Below are 23937 nucleotides of genomic sequence, written 5' to 3'. Positions count from 1 at the left end.
TTCGTTGTCGCCGCACGCGAGCGCGGCTCCGCTGCGCGAACCGGCTTCCTGGCTGGCGCCCTCGCTACGCAATCTTCATATCTATTCGCAACGTTTCCCAGGCACCTCAGGCACGATGGATGCTTGCCCTTTGCACGCCCTAGAATGCCCCGCGACTTTCCTCCCCCTCCACACACACCAATCTTCCTGGGCACCACTACATGAGCTCCATCAATTTCATCGGCGGCGAAAAAGGCGGCGTCGGCAAGTCGGTCACGGCACGGGTGCTCGCGCAGTACTTCATCGATCGCAGCCGGCCTTTCGTCGGCTTCGACACCGACCGCTCGCACGGCTCCTTCACGCGTTTCTATGAAGGCTTTGCCTCGCCGGTGGTGGTCGACAGCTTCGAAGGCCTCGACACCATCGTGAATGGCTTCGAGGCCAATCCGCAGCAGAGTGTGATCGTCGACCTGGCTGCGCAGACGCTGGCGCCGCTGTCGAACTGGATCAAGGAATCCGACCTGTTCGACGTGTTCAAGGAACTCGGCGTGGCGGTCAACTTCTGGCACGTGCTGGACGACGGCCGCGATTCGACCGACCTGCTCGGCACGCTGATCGACACCTTCGGCACACAGCCCAACTACATCGTGGTGCAGAACTACGGCCGCGGCAGCGACTTCGGCATGCTGCTCGGCTCGCAATCACTGTCGAAGGCGACGGCAGCCGGCGCGCAGGTCATCGCGCTGCCGCGCCTGCACGAAACCAGCATGCGCAAGATCGACGCGCAGAACACCAGCTTCTGGAAGGCCGTGAACGACAAGACCGGGCCGGCCGCGCTGGGCTTGCTGGAACGCCAGCGCGTCAAGACCTGGCTGGCGACGGCCTACGCGGCTTTCGATACGTTGCCGTTGTAAGCGCTGCGACTGCGACCGGTCCTCATGTCGGACCGGTAGCCCACACTTCGCCCCGCATCGAAGTGTGAAGCGCGTGCCGTCACTGGCATGGCGGCTCCGCGGTTGATTCCGCGCGACGCCAGCCGACTTCATGCATTCGTCTCCGGGGACATCCGTGCCCGATTTCTTCGGCCCGACTGTCGTGCGCACGGCGTCCGTGGTGGCTGTGCTGGGCTGGGGCATCGGCTTCTACGGGCCACAGATCTTTCTGCACGCGGTCGTCTCGCGAACGGGGTGGTCGCTGTCGCTGGTGTCGGCGGCGGTCACATTGCGTTTCCTCTTTGGTGCCTGCGTTGTCGCGGGGCTGCCGCGCATTCATCGTCGGCTGGGTATCCCGGTGGCCACGTCCGCCGGCGCCATCGTGCTGGCAGTCGGCGTCATGGGCTGAGCCGCAGCGACGCAGCCGTGGGAGTTGTTCATCGCCGCACTGCTCACCGGGGCCGGCTGGGCGCCGCTCGGCGCGGCCGGGATCTACGCGACTCATGGCCGCGCCGCAGCAGCTGCTGTTGATCGTGATGGGCGCAGCGCTCTTTGGCTTGGGCATCGGCAATGCCACATCGCTTCCGCCGCTGATCGCGCAGGCGGAGTTTCCGACGTCCGAAGTGGCACGCGTCGTGGCCCGATGCGCGCTTTTTCACAGGCGATGCACGCCTTTGCGCCGGCTGCATTCGCCTTCTTGCTGGACCGCGGCGCGGAGGATGCGCACTCCCTCGGACCGGGCGCGCACGCCTATTTCTCGGCGGTGCTGCTGGTCCAGGGGCTGACCATCTCGTGCATGCTGGCTGGAAGAAGGCCAGCCAACTGCGCTCAGGCCGCGGCGTAGGTCGAGGAAGAGCGGCCCAGGCTGCGCGCGATCAGCACGATCAGCAGCAAGCCGAACACCACGAAGGAGATGAAGGACCAGTTGGCGATCGACAGCCCCAGGAAGGTCCAGTCGACCTTCGAGCAATCGCCGCTGCCCTTGAAGATCATGGGCAAGGCACGTTGCAGCGGGAAGCTCTCGATCATCCCGTAGATATCCCGACCGCAGCTCACGAACTCCGGCGGATGCCATTGCAGCCAGGTCTGGCGCGCGGCGGTGAAGGCACCGCCGATGGCCGACAGCAAGGCCAGCAACGCGAACGGCACCTGCACGCCCCTGCGATTGCTCAGCGCTGCAATCGCCGCAAACAAACCGACCCCCATCAACGCGTAGCGCTGCACCACGCACATCGGGCAAGGCTCGAGGCCCACCACGTGTTGCAGGTACATGCCGAAAGCCAGCATGCCGACGCAGGCGATGCAGACGAGTGCGTAAGCGCGGCGCGGTGCGCCAAAAAACCAATCGATCAAGGAGAAACCCAGTCTTCTACGAACACCCTGGCCTTGCGCGGCTGGGCGACCACGGTGTCGCCCTCCTTCAAGCCCAGGTCCCGGAACTGTTGCGCAGGGAGTTGCGCTTCGATGATGGTTCCGGTGCCCGGATTATCGGGATTCGATTCGGTGGGCTCAAGTTCCAGCCGCGCGATCGGGCCGACGACGATGGCGCGCGTCAGCGTCGCCATGATGCCGCTGGCGCCGGGGGTGTGGCGCGTGATCTCGAGGTCGTGCGGGCGCACATAGGCGAGCGCCTTGCTGTCCTGGACCGTGCTGTGCTCTGGCGCGTGCAGGCGGATGCCTTCGACCTGCACCTCGCCCTCGTGCGCGCGGCCGTGGAACAGGTTCACGTCGCCGAGGAAGCCGTAGACGAAGGGGCTGGCCGGATGGTCCCAGACCTCCTGCGGCGAGCCGACCTGCTCGATCTGCCCCTTGTTGATGACGACCACGCGGTCGGCGACTTCGAGCGCCTCTTCCTGGTCGTGCGTGACGAAGATCGAGGTGACGTGCAGTTCGTCGTGCAGGCGGCGCAGCCAGCGGCGCAGTTCCTTGCGCACCTTGGCATCGAGCGCGCCGAAGGGCTCGTCGAGCAACAGCACCTTGGGCTCCACCGCCAGCGCGCGCGCCAGGGCAATGCGCTGGCGCTGGCCGCCGGACAGCTGTGACGGATAGCGGTCTGCCAGCCAATCGAGTTGCACCAGCTTCAACAGGTCCATCACCTTCTTCTTGATGGCGGCCTCGCCGGGACGCTGGCTGCGCGGCTTGACACGCAGGCCGAAAGCCACATTCTCGAACACCGTCATGTGGCGGAACAGCGCGTAGTGCTGGAACACGAAGCCCACGTTGCGCTCGCGCACGTGCACGTCGGTCGTGTCCTCGCCGGAGAACAGGATGTTGCCCGCGTCGGCCGTTTCCAGCCCCGCGATGATGCGCAGCAGCGTGGTCTTGCCGCAGCCCGACGGGCCCAGCAGCGCGACCAGTTCGCCCGACTCGATGTCGAGGTTGACGTCGCGCAGCGCCTGGAAATCGCCGAAGCGCTTGCTGACGTTTCGAATTTCAATGCTCATGGTGTTTCTCTCTGTCTTCCTCCCGTTTCCTCGGAGAGAGGGTCGGGATGAGGGCTGCATTCAGGCAGCGGTCGGTCTCTCCGGCGGCAGTTCCGCAATCGCCTTCATCTCCCGCTCATGCCGCCACTCGATCACCGACTTGATGACCAGCGTGACCAGCGCCAGGATCGCCAGCAGCGATGCGCAGGCAAACGCCGCTACCGACTGGTATTCGTTGTAGAGCACCTCGACGTGCAGCGGAATCGTGTTGGTCTGCCCGCGGATGTGCCCCGACACCACCGACACCGCGCCGAATTCGCCCATCGCCCGCGCATTGCAGAGGATGACGCCGTACAGCAGGCCCCACTTGATGTTCGGCAGCGTCACGCGCCAGAAGGTCTGCCAGCCGGTTGCGCCGAGCACGATGGCGGCCTGTTCCTCGTCGCTGCCCTGTGCCTGCATCAGCGGGATCAGTTCGCGTGCGATGAAGGGGAAGGTCACGAACACGGTCGCGAGCACGATGCCCGGCACGGCGAAGATGATCTTGATGTTGTGCTCCGACAGCCAGGGCCCGAGCCAACCCTGCGCGCCGAACACCAGCACGTAGATCAGGCCCGCAACCACCGGCGACACGGCGAAAGGCAGGTCCACCAGCGTCGTCAGGAAGGCCTTGCCCTTGAACTCGTACTTGGCAATGGCCCAGGCCGCTGCAACGCCGAACACGAGGTTCATCGGCACCGCGATCGCTGCCGTGATCAACGTGAGTTCGATGGCGCTCCAGGCATCGGGCTCGCGCAGTGCTTCGAGGTACGCACCGACCCCCTTGCGCAGTGCTTCCGCAGCCACAGCCGCCAGCGGCAGCACGAGGAACAGCAGCATGAAGGCAAGCGCGATGGTGATCAGCGTCCAGCGCACCCATGCCGACTCTGTCGTCCCGGCGTTGGCCCGGCGAATCACTTTGGCCGGCGCGCTCATGCCATGGCCCCTGTCGAGCGCCGACGCTGCCAGGCCTGCAACCCATTGATCACCAGCAACAGCACGAACGAGAACAAGAGCATCATCAATGCGACTGCCGTAGCACCCGCGTAGTCGTACTGCTCCAGCTTGCCGATGATGATGAGCGGCGTGATCTCGGAGACCATCGGCATGTTGCCGGCGATGAAGATCACCGAGCCGTATTCACCGATCGCGCGGGCGAAGGCCATCGCGAAGCCGGTCAACAACGCCGGCGTGATGGACGGCAGGATCACCCGGGTAAACGTCTGGAAGCGCGTCGCGCCGAGCGAGGTCGCGGCTTCCTCAAGTTCCTTCTCCGTGTCTTCCAGCACCGGCTGCACCGTGCGCACCACGAACGGCAAACCGATGAAGATCAACGCGATCACGATGCCCGCCGGCGTGAACGCCAGCTTGATGCCGTGCGGCTCCAGGTACTGGCCGACCCAGCCATTGCCCGCCAGCAACGCCGTCAGCGAGATGCCGGCGACGGCGGTCGGCAAGGCAAAGGGCAAGTCGACCAGTGCATCGACGATCCGCTTGCCCGGAAACTTGTAGCGCACCAGCACCCAGGCCACGAGCAGCCCGAACACCAGGTTGACCAGCGCCGCGATCAGCGACGCGCCGAAGGTCAGCTTGTACGAGTGCACCACGCGCGGCGCGCTCACCGCTGCCCAGAACTGCTCCCAGGTCAGCGTGAAGGTCTTGAACACCAACGCCGACAGCGGCAGCAACACGATCAGGCTCAGGTACAGCACCGTGTAGCCCAGCGTGAGATTGAAGCCGGGCAGCACGCGGCGCGACGCCCGTGGAGCGCCGGCAAGCGAAAGCGGCGCTACCGCAGAAGGGAGCGCCGTGGAAGCAGCAGCGCTCACTACATGACCCCCACGCTCGGCGCTGCGCGTCCTCGCTGCCCCCCGAGGGGGCCGTTCGCTTGCTTGAAGCGGTTCGGCGCGGCGCTCATTACTTCGCGCCCGGCACGTAGAGCTTGTCGAACTGCCCGCCATCGTTGAAGTGCACCTTCTGCGCTTCACCCAGGCTGCCGAAGAGTTCCTGCACGGTGAACAACTGCACCGGCTTGAAGGTCGCTGCGTACTTCTTCAGGACGGCTTGGGAGCGCGGGCGCAGCGCATGCTTTGCCGCGATCTCCTGCGCCTCGTCGGAGTACAGGTAGTCCAGATAGGCCTTGGCCAGTTCGCCGGTGCCCTTCTTGGCGGTGGTGCGCTCGACCACGGCGACCGGGTTCTCGGCCAGCACGCTGATCGACGGATACACCGCATCGACCTTGCCGGCGCCGAATTCGCGGTCGATCGAGACGACTTCGGATTCGAACGTGATCAGCGCATCGCCGATGTTGCGTTGCAGGAAGGCGGTGGTGGCGTCACGGCCGCCGCGCGCGAGGATCGGCACGTTCTTGAACAGCTTGCCGACGAACTCGGCAGCCTGCGCGTCGGTGCCGCCCTTTTTCTTCACGTAGCCCCAGGCAGCGAGGTAGGCGTAGCGGCCATTGCCACCGGTCTTGGGGTTGACGATCACGACCTGCACGCCGGGCTTGACCAGGTCATCCCAGTCCTTGATGCCCTTGGGATTGCCGTTGCGCACCAGCATCAGCATGGTGGAGGTGGTCGGCGATGCGTTGTCGGGGAATTTCTTGGCCCAGTCCTTCGCGACGACGCCCTTTTCGGCGAGGAATTCGACGTCGGTCGAGGTGTTCATGGTCACGACGTCGGCATCGAGGCCGTCGGCCACGGCGCGCGCCTGGGCGCTGGAGCCACCGTGCGACTGGTCGATCTTCACGTCCTTGCCGGTGGTCTTCTTGTAGTGGGCGACGAAGGCGGTGTTGTAGTCCTTGTAGAACTCGCGGGCCACGTCATACGACGCGTTGAGCAGCGTATTGCTCTGGGCGTAGCTGGCGACGCTGGCGAACAGCGCGAGGCTGGCGAGCAGGAACTTGGAGGACTTGATCGGAGAGGTCATGGAGAGGTCGAGGTTGCAATGGAGTCCCGCAGCGCCGGACGTTGGCCCGGCGTGTCGGTCAGCGACTGGAGCAAGGCAAGGCCCAGGGGCCAGTCGCCATGTCCGGAGTCGATGTTGATGTGGCCCGCATTCTGCATGCGGACGAATTCGCTGCCCCAGGCACGGGCATAGGCGCCGGCCAGGCGGACCGGGCAGAAAGGATCGTTGCTGCTGGCGACGACGATGCTGCGGTAGGGCAGCGGCGCGTAAGGCACCGGGGCAAAGTCGTGGAGAACCGAGCGACGTTCGGGGTCTGCGGGCGCAACCAGCAAAGCACCGGCAATGCGCTCGGAGGCTTCGTGACCCAGGTGCGACACGGCGATGCAACCGAGGCTGTGCGCCGCGATCACCACCGGTTCCGGCCGGGAAAGGATGAGCTTCTCGAGGTTGCCGACCCATGCGGCGCGCGTGGGCGCCACCCAGTCGTCCTGCGTCACGCGCTCGGCGCCCTGCAATTGCTCCGCCCACAGGCTCTGCCAGTGGCCGGGGCCGGAATCGCGCCAGCCGGGGACGATGATGAGTCTCGTCGTCACGGGGCAGCAGTCGGGAAATCGGCGGAGATGGCGCCGGCGGATGGAGCAGTCATGGGTTCGGGTTGGAAGGCGAGCCGCGATTGTCCGAGGCCTTCTTCAGATAACAAACGAATATCTGCTTGTAAGAATATGGCCTCCAGCGCATAAGGGTCGCGCCTGACGAATGCCCGAACGACCTCAGATCACGATCTGGTGCGGCTCTGCGCCATCCAGGTTTTCGGCCAGGAAGTCGATTAGCTTGCGCACCGCCGGCACCAGCGCGCGGCGCGCTGGAAACATCGCGTGACAGATGCCTGGCGGCGGGCCCCAGCCCGGCAGCAGCGCGACCAGCTTGCCGCTGCGAATCTCGGGGGCGCACATGTAGTCGGGCAGCACCGATGCACCGATGCCGCCCACCACCGCGTAGACCAGGGTCGCCAAGTCGTCCGCCACGTAACGCGGGGAATGGTGATGCACGTAGGTCGCACCGTCCGGGCCTTCGAAGTGCCAGCTCTGCCGGCCATCTCCGCTGGCGGACATCGCGACGGTCTCCAGGCGCGCCAGGTCCCCGGGCTTCTCGATCGGCCCCTTCTGCCGCACCAGGTCCGCGCTGGCCACGAGCACGCCGCGGCTCACGCCGAAGTTCTTGGCCACCAGCGTCGCGCTGTTCTCGATCGCCGGCCGCACGCGCAGCGCGATGTCGACGCCCTCCTCCACCGGGTCGACCGGTCGGTTGATCACCATCATCTCCACGCGCACCTTCGGGTAGCGGCTCATGAAGACCGGCAGCAAGGGCCCGAGGCTGCTGTGCGCGAGCGTCACCGGGCAACTGATGCGGATGGTGCCGCGCGGCTCGGTCTGGACCTGGGCCACCGCCTCGCCGGCGGCTTGGGCCGCGTCGCGCATGGCGGCGCAGTGGCGCAGGTACAGCTCACCGGCCGGCGTCAATGAAAGGCTGCGGGTGCTGCGCTGCAGGAGTTGCACGCCAAGTTGCGCTTCCAGCTCCGCGACCCGCCGTGACAGCCGTGACTTGGGAATCCCCAGCGCCCGCCCCGCCGCAGCAAAGCCGCCGCGCTCCGCCACCTCGGCGAAATAGACCATGTCGTTGAGGTCTAGCATGTTCACTGTCCTGAATTTGGAACGAAGTAAGTCATTTTCAGCCACTTATCAATCAATCGCCACAAATTTAGACTTCTCCCCATGCCGACGCGTTTGCCGGCTCACTTACTGAAAGAGAGCGATAGATCATGAAACTGCTGCACGTTGATTCCAGTGTTCTGGGCGCGAATTCCGTTTCCCGCCTGCTGTCGGCCGAAATCGTTGCCGAGTGGCGCAAGGCCAACCCGCAAGCCACCGTCGACTACCTCGACCTGGCCGTGGACACCCCCAACCACTTCAGCGCCGACGCGATCGCCATCAAGACCGGGGTGCAAGCCGAACCGACCGAAGCCCAGCGCTTCGAGAACGCCGTGTCGGAACGCCTGGTGAGCCAGTTCCTCGCCTCGGACGTGATCGTCATCGGCGCCCCGTTCTACAACTTCAGCATCCCGACGCAACTGAAGGCCTGGATCGACCGCCTTGCGCAGATCGGCCGGACCTTCAAGTACACCGACAAGGGCCCGGTCGGCCTGGCTGGTGGGAAGACCGTGATCGTGGCGTCCAGCCGCGGCGGCATGTACTCGACCAGCGAAGGCGGGCAGTCGATGGAGCACCAGGAAAGCTACCTCAAGGTGATCTTCGGGTTCTTCGGGATTACGGATGTGCGCTTTGTGCGGGCTGAGGGGCTGGGCATGGGTGATGCGGCCAAGAATGCGGCGCTGGCTTCGGCGCGGTCGGATATCCAGATCGCCGTGGGTGCCGCGGCCAATCAGGATCGGGCGGCTATCGCTGCCTGATCGCCAAGCGCTCGAACAGGAAGCCTGCACGGAAACGTGCAGGCTTTTTTTCCTTGCGAATCGCAGCCTGCATCCTTCACTGGTCATTGCCCTCACACGTCTGCGCCGTTTCCGCCAATCGACTAAAACCGCCTTCAGGCAACCGAATGCCTGAGGAGCAAAGCAAATGAGATTCCTGGTGGTGGGCGCCGGCGCGCTCGGCGGGTACTTTGGCGGGCGGCTGTTGCAGGCCGGGCAGGACGTGACCTTCCTGCTGCGCCCACGGCGCGCGGCGCAACTGGCGGCTGACGGGCTGTGCATCAAGAGCCCCGCGGGCAATGCCCACATCCCCTCCCCGCCGCATGTGCTGTCGGACGACATCGCCGAGCCCTTCGACGTGGTCATCGTTGCCTGCAAGGCCTACGACCTGGCGCACACCATCGACTCGTTCGCTGCAGCCGTCGGGCCCGACTCGGCGGTGCTGCCGCTGCTCAACGGCATGCAGCACCTGGACGTGCTGTCGGAACACTTCGGCCGCGAGCGCGTGCTGGGCGGGCTGTGCCTGATCTCGGCGGCACTGGACGAAGCCGGCAACGTGCTGCACCTGAACGACATGCACGGCCTGACCTTCGGCGAACTCGGCGGCGGGCGCTCGGCGCGCATCGATGCGATCGCGGCGGCCTTTGCGCCGGCCAATTTCACCAGCACCGCCAGCGACAACATCATGCAGGCGATGTGGGAGAAGTGGGTCTTCATCTCGTCGATGGCCGGCATCACGACGCTGATGCGTTCGAGCATCGGCGACATCGTGACTGCGGGCGCGGCGGACCTGGGGCAGGCCTTGTTCGAGGAATGCCGCGCCATTGCCGCGCACAACGGCTTCGCGCCGAGCGCGGCGGCGGTGGAACGCGGTCGCGCCATGGTCAGCGCCGCGGGCTCGCCGATCACCGCGTCGATGCTCAAGGACATCGAGCGCGGCGCGCCGACCGAAGCCGACCACATCCTCGGCGACCTGCTCAGCCGCGGCACGCAGGCCGAGACCGAACGCTCGATGCTGCGCATTGCGTACGCCCACCTGAAGACCTACGAGGCCCGTCGTACGCGCGAGGAAGCTGCGCGGGCCGCATGATGCCCGGCGATGGGTGAGCGGGCGCTTCACGCCGCTGCACCTGCTGGCGAACATCGGCGCAGCCGGACTACAAGGCCGCAGCGCCTGAGTCGAAAGAATGGTGTCTTCTGCATCCGGGAGACCACCATGAACACACAAGCACTGAAGACGAACACGCAGCGCCATCCCCTCGCGCTGCTGCTTCTGTCGACCGCGTTGCTCGGCCTGGCCGCATGCGATCGCAAGCCGTCGACGCCGCCTGCGCCGTCCGCCACGCTGGCACCTTCGGCCGCGGCGCCGACACCCGCCGAATTGCGCCCGCAATCGAGCGTGGCGCCTCCTGTGGCTGCGCCCGCGGACAACGCACCCAAGGACGTCGACAAGACCCAGGAACAAGGCACGTCCAGCAGCAGCCCGAAGGTCGTCGGTCCGACCGACGGCCAGGGCGAGCCTCCGAAGTAGCACTCATCCACGCAAGCGCCGGCGCCGCCACAATGCAGCCGATGCCCGCCAACCACAACGACTACTACCAGCCCGCCCGGGCCTGGTTCATCACGGTGCTGCTCGCACTGTTCATGCTGATCAACTTCATCGACAAGGTCGTGATCGGGCTGGTCGCGGTGCCGATGATGGCCGAGCTGAACTTGTCGCCCACCGAATTCGGCTGGATCGCAGGCAGCTTCTTCTGGCTCTTCTCCGCCTCGGGCGTGATCGGCGGCTTCATCGCCAACCGGGTCAGCGCGAAGTGGATGCTGTTGGTGATGGGCGCGACCTGGAGCGTCGCGCAGTTGCCGATCATCCTGTCGTCATCGATCGCGATGCTGGTGCTGTCACGGGTGCTGCTGGGCATCGGTGAAGGGCCGGCTGCGCCTGTGGCCTATCACGCCTGCTACAAGTGGTTCCCGGACAGCAAGCGGGCGCTGCCGGTGTCAGTGGTCAACCAGGGTGCGGCGGTCGGCGTGCTGATGGCGGGCGTGCTGATTCCGCTGATCACGGTGCATTGGGGCTGGCGTGCCAGCTTCCTCGTGATGGCTATTGCGGGCGGCGTGTGGGTGATGGTGTGGCTGGTCTTTGGCGCCGAAGGCCGCGTGGTGGACGATGCCTCGACCGCTGGCGGCGCGACCACCACGGCCGGAGCGGCCCGCCGACTGCCCTATCGCATGCTGCTGGGCGACCCCACCGTCATCGGCGTGCTGGCCATGAACTTCATGGCTTATTGGGGGCTGGCGCTGACGCTGACCTGGTTCCCGGCCTACCTGCAGAAGGGCCTGGGTTTTGACGGCCTCACGGCCGGGCGGTTGTTCGCGATGCTGACGCTGGTCAACATGGTGTGCAGCCTGGGCCTCTCGTGGTGGTCGCAGCGCCTGATGGCGCGTGGCGTGACGGCGCGCAAGGGCCGCGCGGTGCTGTCGGGCGTGGCGCTGATCGTGGGCGGCTTGATGATCGTGGCCGTCGTGCTGGTGCCGATGCCGGTGATGGTCAAGGTCATCCTGCTCTCGGCCGGCGGCGGCATCACCGGCGTGATGTTCTCGCTGGCGCCGGCGATGGTCGGTTCGGTGACGCCCGATGCCCAGCGCGGTGCGATGCTGGCGATCCTGAACTCGATCGCGTCCATCGCGGGTGTGCTGTCACCGGTGGTGACCGGCAGCCTGATCCAGAGCACCAGTGGCGACATCGCCTCGGGCTATGAGCACGGCTTTGCGCTGAGTGGTGTGCTGCTGGCGGTCGGTGGCTTGATCGGATTGCTGTGGGTGCACCCGCAGAAGTCCATGGTTCGGCTGGCCCGGGGGCTGCCCCTCACCCCAGCCCTCTCCCAGGAGGGGCGAGGGAGCAAGGCCGGCGGCTGACGCTTGATGACAAGGAGGCTCTGCTCAAGTCCTCCGCGAGGGCGCGCGCCTCGGCTTGGGATGGGATGCAAGGCGCAAACCACAGCCATAGCCAGCTATGGCGAGGATTTGCAACGCCGCAGACCGCCCAAGCAGAGGATGCGCGATCCGCGGGGGACTTGAGCAGAGCCTCCCAAACCGCGCGATATCCCTCTCGCCTTCGCGGCGCGCGTGTGAAAGGATCATCGCTCCCCAGCCCCACGTCACAGGAGAAAACATGCCGCGTATCCGCCCGCAGAAGTTCGTCCACGTCGTCTATCGCACGCGCCGGTTCGAAGCCATGCTCGACTGGTATGCCAAGGTGTTCGATGCCCATGTCCAGCACAAGAACCCGGCGATCGCCTTCCTGACCTATGACGATGAGCATCACCGCTTCGCGTTCATCAACCTCGCGGTGCTGCAGCCCGAGGGCACGGAAACCAACCGCGCGGGCATCATCGGCGTGGACCACGTCGCCTACACCTACCAGTCCATCGACGACCTGTTCGAGAACTACGTTCAACTGAAGGCGCAGGGCATCCTGCCCTACTGGTGCATCCACCACGGCGTGACGGTGTCCATGTACTACGGCGACCCGGACGGCAACCAGATGGAGTTCCAGGTCGACTGCTATGACAACAACGACGATGCCAATGCCTTCATGGAAGGCCCGCACTTCGCGGCCAACCCGATCGGCGTCGAGTTCGATCCGGAAGAGTGGCTGGCCCGTCAACGCGAGGGCACGCCCCTGACCGCTTTCCTGCCGCGTACACAACACATGCCGGTGTCGCCAGTGCGGGGTTCGGCCGCATGACCGAGGAATTCGTCGACGTGCTGGTGGTGGGCGCGGGGCTGTCCGGCATCGGCGCGGGCTACCACCTGCAGACGCTCTGCCCGGATCGCAGCTACGCCATCGTCGAGGCGCGCAACGACCTCGGCGGTACCTGGGACCTGTTCCGCTATCCCGGCGTGCGCTCCGACTCCGACATGCACACGCTGGGTTACTCCTTCCGCCCGTGGACCGACCCGAAGGCCATCGCCGCGGGGCCGACCATCCTCCACTACCTGCGCGAGACGGCGCGCGACAACGGCATCGACCGCAAGATCCGCTTCGGCCACAAGGTGGTGCGCGCCGACTGGTCGGCGCAGGACGCGCAATGGACGGTGCAGATGCTGCGAGAGAGCGATGGCAGCACGGTCAGCATGCGCTGCGGCTTCCTGTTCATGTGCAGCGGCTACTACGACTACGCCAGCGGCTACCAGCCCGAATACCCCGGCCTCGATCGCTTCGGCGGCCGCATGGTCCATCCGCAGAAGTGGCCCGAGGACCTGGACTACGCCGGCAAGAAGATCGTCGTGATCGGCAGCGGTGCGACCGCCGTGACGCTGGTGCCGGCCCTCGCCGAGACGGCCGGGCACGTGACCATGCTGCAGCGCTCGCCGACATGGATGGCGGCTCGGCCTTCGGTCGACCCGATCAACACCACCTTGCGCCGCGGCCTGCCCCTGAAGATGGCGCTCAAGCTGACGCGATGGAAGAACGTGCTCCTGAGCATGTACTTCTTCCGGCTTTGCAGGCGCAGCCCGCAACGCGTAAGCCAACTGTTGCTCGCCGGGGTGCGACAGGCACTCGGCCCCAAGGCCGACATCGCCACGCACTTCACGCCGCGCTACAACCCGTGGGAGCAGCGCCTGTGCCTGGTGCCCGATGGCGACTTCTTCCAGGCGCTGAACACGGGCAGTGCTTCCGTTGTCACCGACCAGATCGAGTCGTTCACGGAGACGGGTTTGAAGTTGAAATCCGGCGCGACGCTGGACGCCGACATCATCGTCAGCGCCACCGGGCTGAACCTTTCGATGCTGGGCAAGGCCGCTGTCTACGTCGACGGGCAGCGCGTGGAGCCGGCGCGCACGGTCAACTACAAGGGCTTGATGTACACCGGCGTGCCGAACCTGGCCAACACCTTCGGCTACACCAATGCCTCGTGGACGCTGAAGGCCGACCTGACGGCGCAGTACGTCTGCCGGTTGCTCAACCACATGCGCAAGACCGGCGCGCGGCAGTGCCTGGTGCCGGAGCTCGGGCCCGATACGCCGTTGCAACCCTGGGTCGACTTCTCGTCCGGCTACTTCCAGCGTGCCGCCGACCAGTTGCCCAAGCAGGGCACGACCAAGCCCTGGAAGCTGAACCAGAACTACCTGAGCGACCTGGTGGCGATGCGCTTCGGCAAGGTGGCGGACGGGGTGTTGCGTTTCAGCTGAGCTTCGCCGACCGCACACGCAAACGAGATGCCGGTGGCACGGCACAATCGGCGCTCCTTTGATTCGGACGGAGCCATGACGCCATGATCGATGCCACGCAATTGCGTGAACTGAGCGCACGGCGCGTCGAGGCCACGGCCCTCGGTTGCCACTGCACGGCCCTGCAGCAACCGTCCTGGGAAAGCATCACGGACGATCGCTGGCCCGCAGGGATCGAGAAGGTCGGAGCGCTGCGGCCACCGGATGTCGACGAGCCCACGTTCGAGGAGTTTCATCCGGACGGGACACGGTACGGATCGGCCGACGCACCCATTGCCGTCGCCTGGTTTCCAGCAAATCGCAGCGACGTGTATGTGTGCGGCCGGTGCCGCAGCGTGTTCCTTCGGTACACGGAGTACGGTGGTTACTACGTGGACCATCGCGTCCGCTTGGTCGACCCTGCGCTGGTCGTTTGAGTTTGTTTTTTTGGGAAGAAATCGATGTCGGAAAAAGTTGCTGTGGTGGTGGGAGGCGGAAGCGGCATGGGTGCGGCAGCCGCGCGCAAGCTGGCGGAAAAGGGATTCGCGGTGGCCGTGATGTCGTCATCCGGCAAGGGTGAAGCGCTCGGCAAGGAACTGGGCGGGATCGGCGTCACCGGGTCGAACCAGTCGAACGACGACTTGCGCCGACTGGTCGACCTGGCGCTGGCGCGCTGGGGGCGCATCGACGTGCTCGTGAACGGCGCCGGCCATGGGCCGAAAGGGCCGGTACTGGTGCTGACCGACGAGCAGTGGCACACGGGCATGGACTTCTACCTGCTCAACGTGATCCGTGCGACGCGCCTGGTCACGCCCGTGATGGAGAAGCAGAAGAGCGGCGCCATCATCAACATTTCGTCGGCATGGGTGCTGGAGCCGAGCGCGATGTTTCCGACATCGGCCGTCTTCAGGGCGGGGCTGGCTGCTTTCACCAAGCTCTTCGCGGACCAGTACGCGGCCAGTAATGTACGCATGAACAACGTGCTGCCGGGCTGGATCGACAGCCTGCCGCAGAAGGACGACCGGCGCGAGAGCGTGCCGATGCAGCGCTATGGCACCAGCGAGGAGGTCGCTGCAACCATTGCCTTCCTTGCCTCGGAGGAAGCCGCGTACATCACGGGACAGAGCATTCGGGTCGATGGTGGCTTGATGCGGTCGCTGTAGGTGCGCGGAGCCGGCAGTTCGAGAACAGTGCGCCCGAACTGGCAACGTTCGTTGCGCTGATACCGCCCTACCCCGCCGCCACGATCACATGCGCCTGGATCCTGCCTTCCACCGAGCCCTCCCCATGGCGGCTGGCAATCATCTGCGCTGAGCGGTCCGTGGCGAGTTGAAGAAAGCCCGCGTCCCGCGACTCGATCTCGTTGCGTAGCGGCGTTCCCTGGCAATATGCGGTGGCGACATCTCGTGCTGAGGGTGCGCGACTCACCTCTGCGCGTGTCTCGATCTTGATGTCGCTGAACCCCGCTTGGCTCAAGTCCCTGCGGATCACCGCGGTGTCGTGATAGCCGTGTGGCGTCCGGGCGAGGAATCTCGGCGGGTCTTGCGGGAACACCACGGCGACGGCTTGGGTGACCTCGTCGGCAAAGGCGTTCTCCTCGATGCGGTCCCACACGTTGAAGACGAAGCGTCCGCCCGGCTTCAACACGCGGCGCGCCTCGGCATAGCCGGCCACGCGGTCCGGGAAGAACATCGCGCCGAACTGGCAGCAAACGACGTCGAAGGAGGCATTCTCGAACGGCAGGTGCAGCGCGTCCGCCTGTTGCCACTGGATGCGGCTGTCGGCGCCCTGCCGGCCGGCCGCGTAGTCGAGCATGGGCTGGTTGAGATCGGTGACCACGTAGCGCGCGTCGGCCCCGAGCCGTGGCGCCAGCGCCCGCGTGACCACGCCGCTGCCGGCTGCCGTTTCAAGCACCGACTTGGGCGAGAAGGCGGCGACGCGCGCCGCCATGTCGTCGGCATAGGCTTGGAAGATCAGCGGGACCATCAATGTGTCGTAGAACTTCGGAATCGAGCCCGCGAACACCTTGTCGCTCTCAGCCATGGGACCCTCCAGAGGTTGAAGGCCGCCTCCCTTCGGCAGGGTAGCGCAAGCCTTCGAAGTGCGCCATACCCGGGTCCCTCGCGCGCTCTCGGGGCTTGTCAGGAAGCCCTCAATCCGCCTCGATCCTGGACGCCTTGACGACCTGCCCCCAGCGCACCAGTTCCGCCTTGCTGAAGTCCGCGAGCTTCTTCGGGTCCATGTAGTCGGCTGTCGCGCCCTGCTCCGCGGCCTTCTGCTGGAACGCCGGTGTGGCCGTGATCTTCGCGATCTCGCCGCTCAGGCGGTCGACGATGGCTTGCGGCGTCTTGACCGGTGCGAACACCGCGAACCAGGACGTGGCATCGAGCTTGGGCATGCCGGCTTCCGCGGCCGTCGGCACGTTGGGCAGCGAAGGCAGCCGCGTCTTGCCGGTGACGGCCAGCGCGCGCAGCTTGCCGCCCTGGATGTGCTGCATGAAGGGTGGCGGCGTGCCGAAGGTCATGTCGACCTGGCCGCCCAGCAGGTCGGTCAGCGCCGGGCCGGTGCCCTTGTAAGGCACATGGGTGAGCTGGATGCCCGCCTGTTGCTCCAGCATGGCGCCGGTCACATGCTGCAGCGAGCCGTTGCCGGAGGACGCATAGGTCAGCTTGCCCGGGTTGGCCTTGGCATAGGCGATCAGCTCGGCCAGGTTCTTCGCCGGCACGCCCTCGCGCACCACGATGACCTGTGGCGCGCTCAGGACGTTGGCGACCGGGCGGAAGTCCTCGGCGGTCCATTGCGGCTTCTGCTGGCTCACATGCGGCGTGATGACGTGGTAGCCCGAGTACTGCATCAGCAAGGTGTAGCCATTCGGATCGGCGCGCTTCACGGCGAGCGCTGCGATCGCACCGTTGCCGCCGCCCTTGTTGTCGACGATGACGGATTGGCCCAGCGCCTTGCCCAGCGGGTCGGCGAGCATGCGCGCGGAGATGTCGGTGGTGCCGCCGGGTGCTGTCGGCACGACGAGCGTGATCGGGCGGCTCGGGTATGGCGCGTCCTCGGCGAGGGCCAGGGTGGTGGCGGAGAGGCTGCAGGAAGCGATGAGCAGCGCGACGGCGCGGCGGACGTTGGTGGATGTCATGGTTGTCTCTCTCGATGAATATTGGAAATCTCAGGCGGCCCGTGCAAGGGCGCGCTCTCGAATGGCGGGAAAGTCGGCAGGCACCGGATGCAGGTCGAGCCGGCGGCCGGCCTTGACGATCTGGCTGGGGATGTCATGGCCGATGAGCGCGGGCAGGCGCTTCGATGCGGCGATCAGGCGCCCCAGGTCGACGCCGGTGTCATAGCCCATCAGTGCGAGCGCGTGCACGATCTCCTCGCTGCAGACATTGCCCGTGGCGCCGGGCGCATAAGGGCAGCCGCCGATGCCGCCGAGCGAGGCGTCGAAGCGGTCCGCGCCGGCACTGATCGCCGCCAGCACGTTGGCCAGGCCCATGCCGCGCGTGTTGTGGAAGTGGAGCGTGACTTCGGTACTCGGCCAACGAGCGCGGAACGCCGCAGTGAGCGCCGCGACCTGCCCCGGATACGCCATGCCGGTGGTGTCGCACAAGGTCACGCCGCGTGCACCGAGGTCGTCGACGAAGCGGGCGCACCAGTCGAGCACGGTGGCCACCGGCACATCGCCTTCCATCGGGCAACCGAAGACGCAGGACAGCGAGACATTGACCGCCCGCCCCGCCTGCCGCGCCAGCGCATTCACTTCCGACAACGCCGCGAAGGACTGTTCGCGCGTCATGCGCAGGTTGGCCAAATTGTGGCTTTCGCTGGCCGACATCACCAGGTTCAGTTCGTCGGCGCGGGCGTCGATGGCGCGTTCGGCACCGCGCACATTCGGCACCAGCGCGCTGTAGACCACGCCGGGCTTGCGATCGATCTCGCGCAGCACTACCTCGGCATCGCGCAGGGCCGGGATCGCCTTGGGCGAGACGAAGGCCGTGACCTCGATCTTGGCCATGCCGGCTTGCGAGAGCGCATTGACCAGCGCGATCTTCTCTTCCGTCGGAACGAAAGCCTCCTCGACCTGCAGGCCGTCGCGTGTGCCGACTTCCTGCATGTGGATGCGCCGGCCGGCGCCATTCCAGGGCGTGTCATTCGTGTTCATGCGACCACCTTCCTGTCGCGCAGCGCGACGATGTCCTGTGTTGAAAAACCGAGTTCACCGAGCACCGCATCGGTGTCGTCGCCGAGGCTTGGCGCTGAACTTCTCACCGTGCCCGGCGTGCCGAGCAGCTTGGGCACCACGCCGGGCACGTCGACGACATGGCCGTCACGCGTGGTCTGCTGCAGGATCATGTCGCGCGCCCGGTAGTGCGGGTCTTCGTGGATGTCCTTCGCGGTGTAGACCTTGCCGGCGGGCACCTTGGCCTGGCCGAGAATGTCGAGCACCTCGGCCATGGCGCGGCCCTGCGTCCAGGCCTCGATGGCGACGTCCAGTTCCGCGACGCGGGCCACGCGGCCCGCATTGCTCGCCAGGCCCTCGTCCTCACCCAGGTCATTGCGCCCGATGGTCTGCATCAGCCGCTTGAAGATGCTGTCGCCATTGCCGGCGATGAGCACATAGCCGTCGGTGCAGCGATACGCATTGGAGGGTGCGATGCCCGGCAGCGCACTGCCGGCCGCCTCGCGCACCGCACCGAAGGCGCTGTATTCGGGCACCAGACTTTCCATCACGTTGAACACCGCCTCGTGCAGCGCCACGTCGATCACCTGGCCCTGGCCGCCGTTGACCTTGCGGTGGTACAGCGCCGTGAGGATGCCGATGGTGCCGTGCAGTGCGGCCAGCGTGTCGCCGATCGAGATGCCGCAGCGCACCGGCACGCGGCCGGGCTCGCCGGTCAGGTGCCGCAGGCCGCCCATCGCCTCGCCGATCGCGCCGAAGCCGGGCAGGTCGCGGTACGGGCCGGTCTGGCCGTAGCCCGAGATGCGCAGCATCACCAGGCCGGGGTTGAGCTTGGACAGCACCTCGTAGCCCATGCCCCAGCCTTCCAGCGTGCCGGGGCGGAAGTTCTCGATCAGCACGTCGGCCTCGGCGATCAGTTGGCGCGCGATCTCCTGGCCTTCGGTGCTGCGCAGGTCCAGCGCGATCGAGCGCTTGTTGCGCGATTGCACCTGCCACCAGACCGACGTGCCCTCCTGGATCAGGCGCCAGTTGCGCAGCGGATCGCCTGCGCCCGGAGCCTCGATCTTGATCACGTCAGCGCCGAATTCGCCGAGCGTCTTGCCGGCGAAGGGGCCGGCGATCAGTTGGCCCATTTCGATGACGCGCACGCCTTGCAGGGCGCCGCGTGGCGGGGTGGTTGTCTCAGTCGTTGTGTTCATGATCTGGATTGTTCAGAAACGGGGCTTTGCGGGGAATGACGCAGTGGCGAGCTGAGCTTTCTCGATTCGCGAAAGCGCGTGCTGGAAAACCCTTGCCGCGGATGGATCAGATGACGCCTTCGCTGCGCAAGGCTTGCAGGCGATCGGAGGGCAGGCCCAGCAGGCCGCCGAAGACGCTGTCGTTGTGCTCTCCCAGTCGCGGGGCGGCAGACCGCAGGCGCGCAGGCGTCGCGCTCAGCTTGATGTGGGCGCCGGTCAGCTTCGTCTTGCCGGCGGTCGGATGCTCGACGTCGACGAACATCTCCCGTGCGCCGGCGATGTGCGGACAGTCGACGAGACGGTCGACGGTGTTGATCGGCGACGCGGGAACGCCCACTGCCAGCATCGCCTCGACGATGTCGTCGATGCCGCGTTTGCGTGTCCACGCCTCGATCAGCGGCTTGATCTCCGCATGCCGCTCCACGCGCTTGGCGTTGGTGTCGAAGCGCGCATCGTCGGCCAGTGCGGGCTGGCCGATGGCGCCGCACACCAGGCGCCAGAGCTTGTCGTTCGCCGCCGCGATGACCACGCTGCCGTCGCGCGCCGCAAACGAGTCGTAGGGGTAGCAGGACTCGTAGCGGTTGCCGATGCGCTCGGGCACGCGGCCGTCGGCCAGGTAGATCTGCGTGATGATTTCCAAGCTCGCCACCACCGAGTCGACCAGCGCGACGTCCACCTTCTGGCCCTCCCCCGTTTGGTCGCGATGGCGCAGCGCCGCGAGCAGGCCGATGGTCACCGACAGGCCCGCCAGCACGTCGCCCATGGCCGTGCCGGAGCGCGTCGGTTCGCCGCCCGGCCATCCCGTGGTGCTCATCAGGCCGCCCATCGCCTGGGCAATGATGTCGTAGCCCGGACGCAGCCGGTACGGGCCGGTGTCGCCGAAGCCGGAAACCGCCGCGTAGACAAGGCCCGGGTTGATTTCCTTCAACGTCTCGTAGCCGAGGCCGAGCTTGTCCATGGTGCCGGGGCGATAGTTCTCGACCACCACGTCCGCCGTCTTCACGAGGTCCAGGAACATGTCGCGGCCCTGGCCCTTGAGGTCGAGCGTCACGCCCTTCTTGCCGCGGTTGAGATTCATGTAGTAGGCGCTCTCGCCGTTCTGGAACGGTGCGAAGTGGCGCGTGTCGTCGCCCTTGCCGGGCTGCTCGATCTTGATGACCTCGGCGCCCATGTCGGCCAGCATCATGGTGCAGAAGGGGCCCGCCAGGACGCGGGTGAGGTCGAGGATGCGCAGTCCGTGGAGCGCGCCGTTGGTGTTGGTATCGGTCATGGTGAGGTTCCTTGAATCTGTAGGTGATCAGCGCGCGGCTTCTGTTGCGAAGCCATTCAATATCGGCGCACGCTCTTCCTTGCGGCGCAGCGTGGCGGGCAGTCCGTACATCAGGATCGCCGCGCAGACCAGGCCCAGTGCGCCGATGACATACAGGGCCGGCGTGGTGCTGCCGGTGATGTCCTTGATGCGGCCGACCATCACCGGGCTGACGATGCCGCCCAGTTGGCCCAGCGTGTTGATCAGCGCGATGCCGCCGGCCGCGCCCGCACCGGTCACCAGCCGTGGCGGCAAGGCCCAGAAGGCCGGGATCGAGGCGATGACGCCCGCACCCATCACACCCAGCGCCACCACCAGCAAGGCCGTGCTCTTGTCGAAGAAGCCCGCTGCGAAGAAGCCGATGGCCGACAGCGTGATCAAGCCGGCGACGAACTTGCGCCGCTCGCCAGTGACATCCGACAACTTGCCGACAACGATCATCGCGATGGCGCCGCAGAAGTAGGGGACGGAGGTCAACAGCCCGATGACCGTTGGGTTGGTGATGCCCGAAGTGCGGATCAGGTGCGGCGCCCAGAAGTTCAGGCCGTAGGACGCCACCTGGATGAGGAAATAGACCAGCCCCAGCGTCAGGAAGCCAGGCGTCTTCAGCGCGCCGACCAGCGAATGGCTGCCGATGTGCTTGTTCTGGTCGGCGATGCGGCTGGACAGCAGCGTTTGCTCGGCCCGCGTCAGCCAGCCTGCATCCTGGATGCGGTCCTTCAGCACGTTGAACACGAGGAAGCCGAGCACGATGCAGGGCAAGCCGCCGACCAGGAACAACCAGTGCCAGCCGGCCATGCCGAGTGCACCGTCCAGATGCGACAGCACCAGCCCTGCAGCAGGTGCGCCGACCAGGCCGGCGAAGGCAGACGCCAGGAACAGCGTCGACGTGATGCGGCCCCGGTAGGCCACCGGGAACCACAACGTCAGGTAGAACAGCACGCCGGGCGCGAAGCCGGCTTCCATCGCGCCGATGAGGAAACGCAGCACATAGAACTGCCACTCGCTCTGCACGAACACCATCAGCGCCGTGGCGATGCCCCACGACACCATGATGCGTGCGATCCAGCGCCGTGCGCCGACCTTGTAGAGCATCAGGTTGCTCGGCACTTCGAACAGCACGTAGCCCACGACGAAAAGGCCGGCGCCGAAGCCGTAGGCCGTGTCGCTCAGGTGCAGGTCGCTTTGCAGCGCGAACTTCGCAAAGCTGATGTTGATGCGGTCGAAGAAGGCGAAGAGATAGCACACCATGATCAGCGGCATGATTCGCCATGCGACCTTGCGCACGATGGCGGCTTCGCTGGGTGGTGCTTCAGCGCCGCTGCCGGCGCTGGTGAGGGATTGGATGATGGAACTCATGCTTGTCTCCTTGTGGGGGTGCATGAATTCTCAAATTGCAGGCTCGCCGAGGGAACGACAAAGCCGCCACGCCAGCTTTCGCGGAACGCGAAAGCCAGGCCGGGTTTACCCCTGAGCGCTGCAGAGGTGATCGATCAGCAGGCGTACGTGCCGCGGCACCGCATTGGCGTCGCGCACGCCGATCAGCAGGCGACGCGAAGCCCATGCATCCTGCAGCGCGATCTGCCGCAGGTTCATCGAACGCAGGTGCGGCTGGATCGCCTCGCGCGGCAGCACCGCGACGCCCAAGCCCACCGCCACCATCTGGCACATCGCATCGAAGCTGCGCACTTGCAGGCGCATCTTCAGGCTGCGGCCCAGCGCCTTGGTTTCGGCCTGCAGCCGCTTGGCCAGCGAGGTGCTCTTGGGCAGGCTGACGAAGTCGTAGTCGATGACTTCTTCGAAGCGCACCGTGCGCCGGCGCGCCAGCGGATGGCCCTGCGGCACGACGAGCACCAAACGGTCTTCGCGATAGCTCAGCTGATGCAACCCGAAGGCCGGCGTGCGGTCCGCGAAGATGCCGACATCTGCGCGGCCGTCGAGCACGGCCAGCACGATTTCGCCGCTGTCTTCCTCCTCCATCTCGATGCGGATGCCCGCGTTGGCGCGCACGAAGGAGGAGATGTCCGCCGGCAGGAACTGCGTGACCGCGGAGGTGTTGGCCCACAGCCGCACCACGCCGACGAGGCCGGTCGCGTAGTCGGAAAGATCCGCGGCCAGTTGATCGACGTCGCTGAGGATGCGTTGCGCATGCACCTGCAGCGCCTGCCCGGCCACCGTCAGGGTGATGCCGCGCGAATGGCGCTCAAGAAGCGTTGAGCCGACAGCCGCTTCCAGGTCGGTGATGCGCTTGCTGGCGGCACCGACGGCCAGATGTGCCAACTCGGCGCCCTTGCTGATGCTCCCGCTGCGCGCGACAAGGCTGAACAGCGAGAGCGAGAACAGGTCCAGGCGATGGAGATTCACGGCGCGGCGATGCTGGAATGGGTTGCGCTGATTCTGCACCGCGCGCGCCCAAGCCCCGGCTCAATCTGGTTGCTCGGAAACGACGGGGCAGGCTATCGGCTCGAAGCTGGCACCTCCAGCGGTCCTACCACGACGCTCCGATGGCAATCGATCAAAGCCAAGGCTCGCGCCTTGCTTTGCCGGGGCGAGTTCTGTCGACGGAAGCGTCGAGAGCAGGCCCATGCTTTCGCATCAGATTCTCGATGTGCTCGACATCTGTCTCCTTGGTCATGGCGAGGCGAGCTGTCTCCAGGCGTCCGACGCAGAACTGCATCCGATTGAGCGATATCAGTTCGGTGGTTTGCTTCCGGATGTGATCGACAAACTCCGAAACACCGAACACTCCCGGAGGAACTCCAGTCTTGAACTCAGCCTTTCCTGTGAAAACCACAACCGACTTGACGCAATCGGCAGGGAGAAAGTCGAGCAATTCTTGAACGGCTCGAACGTGGCGAAGGTTCTGGAAGATCGGGTTTTGAAACTGAAACTTCACCCTGAACAGGACTTGAGTCCACTTCACCTGCTTTGCATTGGCGAATATCCAGCCGTTGTAGTCCTTGGTTTCTATGACGAAGATGCCGAACCTTGAAACAAGGATGTGGTCAACCTGCGTCGTGCAATCCTGCATCCGCAAGGTGATGTGATTCATCAGGTGGTAGTGGGGAGCGACGAAATGCGCTTGTATCTCGCCAGAGAGTCGTACCTCTCCACGATTCTGAAATGACAGGACCGGCGCTCGGCTACGCCCAAGCGCAAAGCCCATGGCCAGACCAGCAAGACCAGCGACAACGCAGATGAAGATTTCCATCGTCGGCCCCGCCCTGC

General features: G+C 65.8%; 26 protein-coding genes. 11 read left to right on the top strand and 15 right to left on the bottom strand.

The window, feature by feature from the left end; translation table 11 throughout:
• Positions 1 to 200 precede the first annotated feature (200 nt).
• The 3 genes from WKW82_RS17095 (at position 201) to WKW82_RS17085 (ending at position 1755) form a co-directional block, all read left to right on the top strand.
• On the top strand, positions 201 to 893 hold the full coding sequence (locus tag WKW82_RS17095; RefSeq protein ID WP_340343506.1) for a P-loop NTPase family protein: 693 nt from the start codon (positions 201 to 203) through the stop codon (positions 891 to 893).
• A 154-nt stretch (positions 894 to 1047) separates the two neighbouring features.
• Positions 1048 to 1320, top strand: a complete 273-nt coding sequence (locus WKW82_RS17090) for an MFS transporter (RefSeq protein ID WP_340343505.1) — start codon at positions 1048 to 1050, stop codon at positions 1318 to 1320.
• A gap of 24 nt (positions 1321 to 1344) precedes the next feature.
• Positions 1345 to 1755, top strand: coding sequence for a hypothetical protein (locus tag WKW82_RS17085; RefSeq protein WP_340343504.1), 411 nt, complete (start codon positions 1345 to 1347; stop codon positions 1753 to 1755).
• Here WKW82_RS17085 and WKW82_RS17080 read toward each other — a convergent pair.
• The 7 genes from WKW82_RS17080 to WKW82_RS17050 form a co-directional block, all read right to left on the bottom strand.
• The gene (locus WKW82_RS17080; protein ID WP_340343503.1) at positions 1740 to 2264 is read right to left on the bottom strand and encodes a disulfide bond formation protein B; all 525 of its coding nucleotides are present in this window, start codon (positions 2262 to 2264) and stop codon (positions 1740 to 1742) included. The genes WKW82_RS17085 and WKW82_RS17080 overlap by 16 nt on opposite strands.
• A complete protein-coding gene (locus WKW82_RS17075) occupies positions 2261 to 3355 on the bottom strand; it encodes a sulfate/molybdate ABC transporter ATP-binding protein (RefSeq protein ID WP_340343502.1) in 1095 nt (364 codons plus the stop codon). Before WKW82_RS17075 ends, WKW82_RS17080 begins: the two co-directional genes overlap by 4 nt.
• A gap of 60 nt (positions 3356 to 3415) precedes the next feature.
• On the bottom strand, positions 3416 to 4309 hold the full coding sequence (gene cysW, locus WKW82_RS17070; RefSeq protein WP_340343501.1) for a sulfate ABC transporter permease subunit CysW: 894 nt from the start codon (positions 4307 to 4309) through the stop codon (positions 3416 to 3418).
• Positions 4306 to 5202 carry a sulfate ABC transporter permease subunit CysT gene (cysT, locus tag WKW82_RS17065; protein WP_340343500.1) on the bottom strand — a complete coding sequence of 299 codons (897 nt, stop codon included), beginning with the start codon at positions 5200 to 5202 and terminating at the stop codon, positions 4306 to 4308. The genes cysW and cysT overlap by 4 nt, the downstream gene beginning before the upstream one ends.
• A gap of 88 nt (positions 5203 to 5290) precedes the next feature.
• On the bottom strand, positions 5291 to 6304 hold the full coding sequence (locus tag WKW82_RS17060; RefSeq protein WP_340343499.1) for a sulfate ABC transporter substrate-binding protein: 1014 nt from the start codon (positions 6302 to 6304) through the stop codon (positions 5291 to 5293).
• On the bottom strand, positions 6301 to 6876 hold the full coding sequence (locus tag WKW82_RS17055) for an RBBP9/YdeN family alpha/beta hydrolase (RefSeq protein ID WP_340343498.1): 576 nt from the start codon (positions 6874 to 6876) through the stop codon (positions 6301 to 6303). Before WKW82_RS17055 ends, WKW82_RS17060 begins: the two co-directional genes overlap by 4 nt.
• Positions 6877 to 7053: 177 nt before the next feature.
• The gene (locus WKW82_RS17050) at positions 7054 to 7974 is read right to left on the bottom strand and encodes a LysR family transcriptional regulator (protein WP_340343497.1); all 921 of its coding nucleotides are present in this window, start codon (positions 7972 to 7974) and stop codon (positions 7054 to 7056) included.
• A gap of 128 nt (positions 7975 to 8102) precedes the next feature.
• Between WKW82_RS17050 and WKW82_RS17045 the strand changes: the two genes are divergently transcribed.
• The 8 genes from WKW82_RS17045 to WKW82_RS17010 all read left to right on the top strand — a co-directional run bounded on the left by WKW82_RS17045 (position 8103) and on the right by WKW82_RS17010 (position 15145).
• The gene (locus tag WKW82_RS17045) at positions 8103 to 8750 is read left to right on the top strand and encodes an FMN-dependent NADH-azoreductase (protein ID WP_340343496.1); all 648 of its coding nucleotides are present in this window, start codon (positions 8103 to 8105) and stop codon (positions 8748 to 8750) included.
• Positions 8751 to 8916: 166 nt separating this feature from the next.
• Positions 8917 to 9858 (top strand): 2-dehydropantoate 2-reductase, encoded by a 942-nt coding sequence (panE, locus tag WKW82_RS17040; RefSeq protein WP_340343495.1) that lies wholly within the window; start codon positions 8917 to 8919, stop codon positions 9856 to 9858.
• 126 nt (positions 9859 to 9984) lie between these two features.
• Positions 9985 to 10299: a hypothetical protein gene (locus WKW82_RS17035; protein WP_340343494.1), complete on the top strand. Its 315-nt coding sequence runs from the start codon at positions 9985 to 9987 to the stop codon at positions 10297 to 10299.
• Positions 10300 to 10340: 41 nt separating this feature from the next.
• Entirely contained in the window at positions 10341 to 11684 is a 1344-nt protein-coding gene (locus tag WKW82_RS17030; RefSeq protein ID WP_340343493.1) for an MFS transporter, read from the top strand.
• Between the two features lie 256 nt (positions 11685 to 11940).
• Positions 11941 to 12516, top strand: a complete 576-nt coding sequence (locus WKW82_RS17025; RefSeq protein WP_340343492.1) for a VOC family protein — start codon at positions 11941 to 11943, stop codon at positions 12514 to 12516.
• Complete coding sequence (locus WKW82_RS17020; protein WP_340343491.1) at positions 12513 to 13964, top strand: flavin-containing monooxygenase; 1452 nt, start codon at positions 12513 to 12515, stop codon at positions 13962 to 13964. The genes WKW82_RS17025 and WKW82_RS17020 overlap by 4 nt, the downstream gene beginning before the upstream one ends.
• 83 nt (positions 13965 to 14047) lie before the next feature.
• Positions 14048 to 14419: a hypothetical protein gene (locus tag WKW82_RS17015; protein WP_340343490.1), complete on the top strand. Its 372-nt coding sequence runs from the start codon at positions 14048 to 14050 to the stop codon at positions 14417 to 14419.
• Positions 14420 to 14443: 24 nt separating this feature from the next.
• Positions 14444 to 15145: an SDR family oxidoreductase gene (locus WKW82_RS17010; protein WP_340343489.1), complete on the top strand. Its 702-nt coding sequence runs from the start codon at positions 14444 to 14446 to the stop codon at positions 15143 to 15145.
• A gap of 67 nt (positions 15146 to 15212) precedes the next feature.
• Here WKW82_RS17010 and WKW82_RS17005 read toward each other — a convergent pair whose 3' ends face one another.
• The 8 genes from WKW82_RS17005 to WKW82_RS16970 all read right to left on the bottom strand — a co-directional run bounded on the left by WKW82_RS17005 (position 15213) and on the right by WKW82_RS16970 (position 23920).
• The gene (locus WKW82_RS17005; RefSeq protein WP_340343488.1) at positions 15213 to 16025 is read right to left on the bottom strand and encodes a class I SAM-dependent methyltransferase; all 813 of its coding nucleotides are present in this window, start codon (positions 16023 to 16025) and stop codon (positions 15213 to 15215) included.
• Positions 16026 to 16134: 109 nt separating this feature from the next.
• Positions 16135 to 17124 carry a Bug family tripartite tricarboxylate transporter substrate binding protein gene (locus WKW82_RS17000; protein WP_340343487.1) on the bottom strand — a complete coding sequence of 330 codons (990 nt, stop codon included), beginning with the start codon at positions 17122 to 17124 and terminating at the stop codon, positions 16135 to 16137.
• Between the two features lie 30 nt (positions 17125 to 17154).
• Positions 17155 to 18144 (bottom strand): hydroxymethylglutaryl-CoA lyase, encoded by a 990-nt coding sequence (locus WKW82_RS16995; protein WP_340343486.1) that lies wholly within the window; start codon positions 18142 to 18144, stop codon positions 17155 to 17157.
• A complete protein-coding gene (locus tag WKW82_RS16990) occupies positions 18141 to 19361 on the bottom strand; it encodes a CaiB/BaiF CoA transferase family protein (RefSeq protein ID WP_340343485.1) in 1221 nt (406 codons plus the stop codon). The genes WKW82_RS16995 and WKW82_RS16990 overlap by 4 nt, the downstream gene beginning before the upstream one ends.
• A 106-nt stretch (positions 19362 to 19467) precedes the next feature.
• Entirely contained in the window at positions 19468 to 20670 is a 1203-nt protein-coding gene (locus tag WKW82_RS16985) for a CaiB/BaiF CoA transferase family protein (RefSeq protein WP_340343484.1), read from the bottom strand.
• Positions 20671 to 20697: 27 nt separating this feature from the next.
• Complete coding sequence (locus WKW82_RS16980; protein WP_340343483.1) at positions 20698 to 22068, bottom strand: MFS transporter; 1371 nt, start codon at positions 22066 to 22068, stop codon at positions 20698 to 20700.
• Positions 22069 to 22173: 105 nt separating this feature from the next.
• The gene (locus WKW82_RS16975) at positions 22174 to 23073 is read right to left on the bottom strand and encodes a LysR family transcriptional regulator (protein WP_340343482.1); all 900 of its coding nucleotides are present in this window, start codon (positions 23071 to 23073) and stop codon (positions 22174 to 22176) included.
• Positions 23074 to 23224: 151 nt separating this feature from the next.
• Positions 23225 to 23920, bottom strand: coding sequence for a nuclease-related domain-containing protein (locus WKW82_RS16970; protein WP_340343481.1), 696 nt, complete (start codon positions 23918 to 23920; stop codon positions 23225 to 23227).
• Positions 23921 to 23937: the final 17 nt, after the last annotated feature.

It is taken from the genome of Variovorax rhizosphaerae, from assembly GCF_037889975.1.
In the GTDB taxonomy this organism is placed as follows: Bacteria; Pseudomonadota; Gammaproteobacteria; order Burkholderiales; family Burkholderiaceae_C; genus Variovorax; species Variovorax rhizosphaerae.
The sequence above is the reverse complement of the archived record's forward strand: the minus strand, read 5'-3'. Positions and strand labels throughout refer to the sequence as shown.

Bases quoted from the DNA above. Each gene is read 5' to 3' on its own strand.
- WKW82_RS17000 (WP_340343487.1), bottom strand. From the start codon at position 17,124: ATGACATCCACCAACGTCCGCCGCGCCGTCGCGCTGCTCATCGCTTCC.
- WKW82_RS17050 (WP_340343497.1), bottom strand. From the start codon at position 7,974: ATGCTAGACCTCAACGACATGGTCTATTTCGCCGAGGTGGCGGAGCGC.
- WKW82_RS17060 (WP_340343499.1), bottom strand. From the start codon at position 6,304: ATGACCTCTCCGATCAAGTCCTCCAAGTTCCTGCTCGCCAGCCTCGCG.
- WKW82_RS17075 (WP_340343502.1), bottom strand. From the start codon at position 3,355: ATGAGCATTGAAATTCGAAACGTCAGCAAGCGCTTCGGCGATTTCCAG.
- WKW82_RS17010 (WP_340343489.1), top strand. From the start codon at position 14,444: ATGTCGGAAAAAGTTGCTGTGGTGGTGGGAGGCGGAAGCGGCATGGGT.
- WKW82_RS16990 (WP_340343485.1), bottom strand. From the start codon at position 19,361: ATGAACACAACGACTGAGACAACCACCCCGCCACGCGGCGCCCTGCAA.
- WKW82_RS17035 (WP_340343494.1), top strand. From the start codon at position 9,985: ATGAACACACAAGCACTGAAGACGAACACGCAGCGCCATCCCCTCGCG.
- WKW82_RS17005 (WP_340343488.1), bottom strand. From the start codon at position 16,025: ATGGCTGAGAGCGACAAGGTGTTCGCGGGCTCGATTCCGAAGTTCTAC.
- WKW82_RS16970 (WP_340343481.1), bottom strand. From the start codon at position 23,920: ATGGAAATCTTCATCTGCGTTGTCGCTGGTCTTGCTGGTCTGGCCATG.
- cysW (WP_340343501.1), bottom strand. From the start codon at position 4,309: ATGAGCGCGCCGGCCAAAGTGATTCGCCGGGCCAACGCCGGGACGACA.
- WKW82_RS16980 (WP_340343483.1), bottom strand. From the start codon at position 22,068: ATGAGTTCCATCATCCAATCCCTCACCAGCGCCGGCAGCGGCGCTGAA.
- WKW82_RS17015 (WP_340343490.1), top strand. From the start codon at position 14,048: ATGATCGATGCCACGCAATTGCGTGAACTGAGCGCACGGCGCGTCGAG.
- panE (WP_340343495.1), top strand. From the start codon at position 8,917: ATGAGATTCCTGGTGGTGGGCGCCGGCGCGCTCGGCGGGTACTTTGGC.
- WKW82_RS16985 (WP_340343484.1), bottom strand. From the start codon at position 20,670: ATGACCGATACCAACACCAACGGCGCGCTCCACGGACTGCGCATCCTC.
- WKW82_RS17095 (WP_340343506.1), top strand. From the start codon at position 201: ATGAGCTCCATCAATTTCATCGGCGGCGAAAAAGGCGGCGTCGGCAAG.
- WKW82_RS17025 (WP_340343492.1), top strand. From the start codon at position 11,941: ATGCCGCGTATCCGCCCGCAGAAGTTCGTCCACGTCGTCTATCGCACG.
- WKW82_RS16995 (WP_340343486.1), bottom strand. From the start codon at position 18,144: ATGAACACGAATGACACGCCCTGGAATGGCGCCGGCCGGCGCATCCAC.
- WKW82_RS17030 (WP_340343493.1), top strand. From the start codon at position 10,341: ATGCCCGCCAACCACAACGACTACTACCAGCCCGCCCGGGCCTGGTTC.
- WKW82_RS17020 (WP_340343491.1), top strand. From the start codon at position 12,513: ATGACCGAGGAATTCGTCGACGTGCTGGTGGTGGGCGCGGGGCTGTCC.
- WKW82_RS17045 (WP_340343496.1), top strand. From the start codon at position 8,103: ATGAAACTGCTGCACGTTGATTCCAGTGTTCTGGGCGCGAATTCCGTT.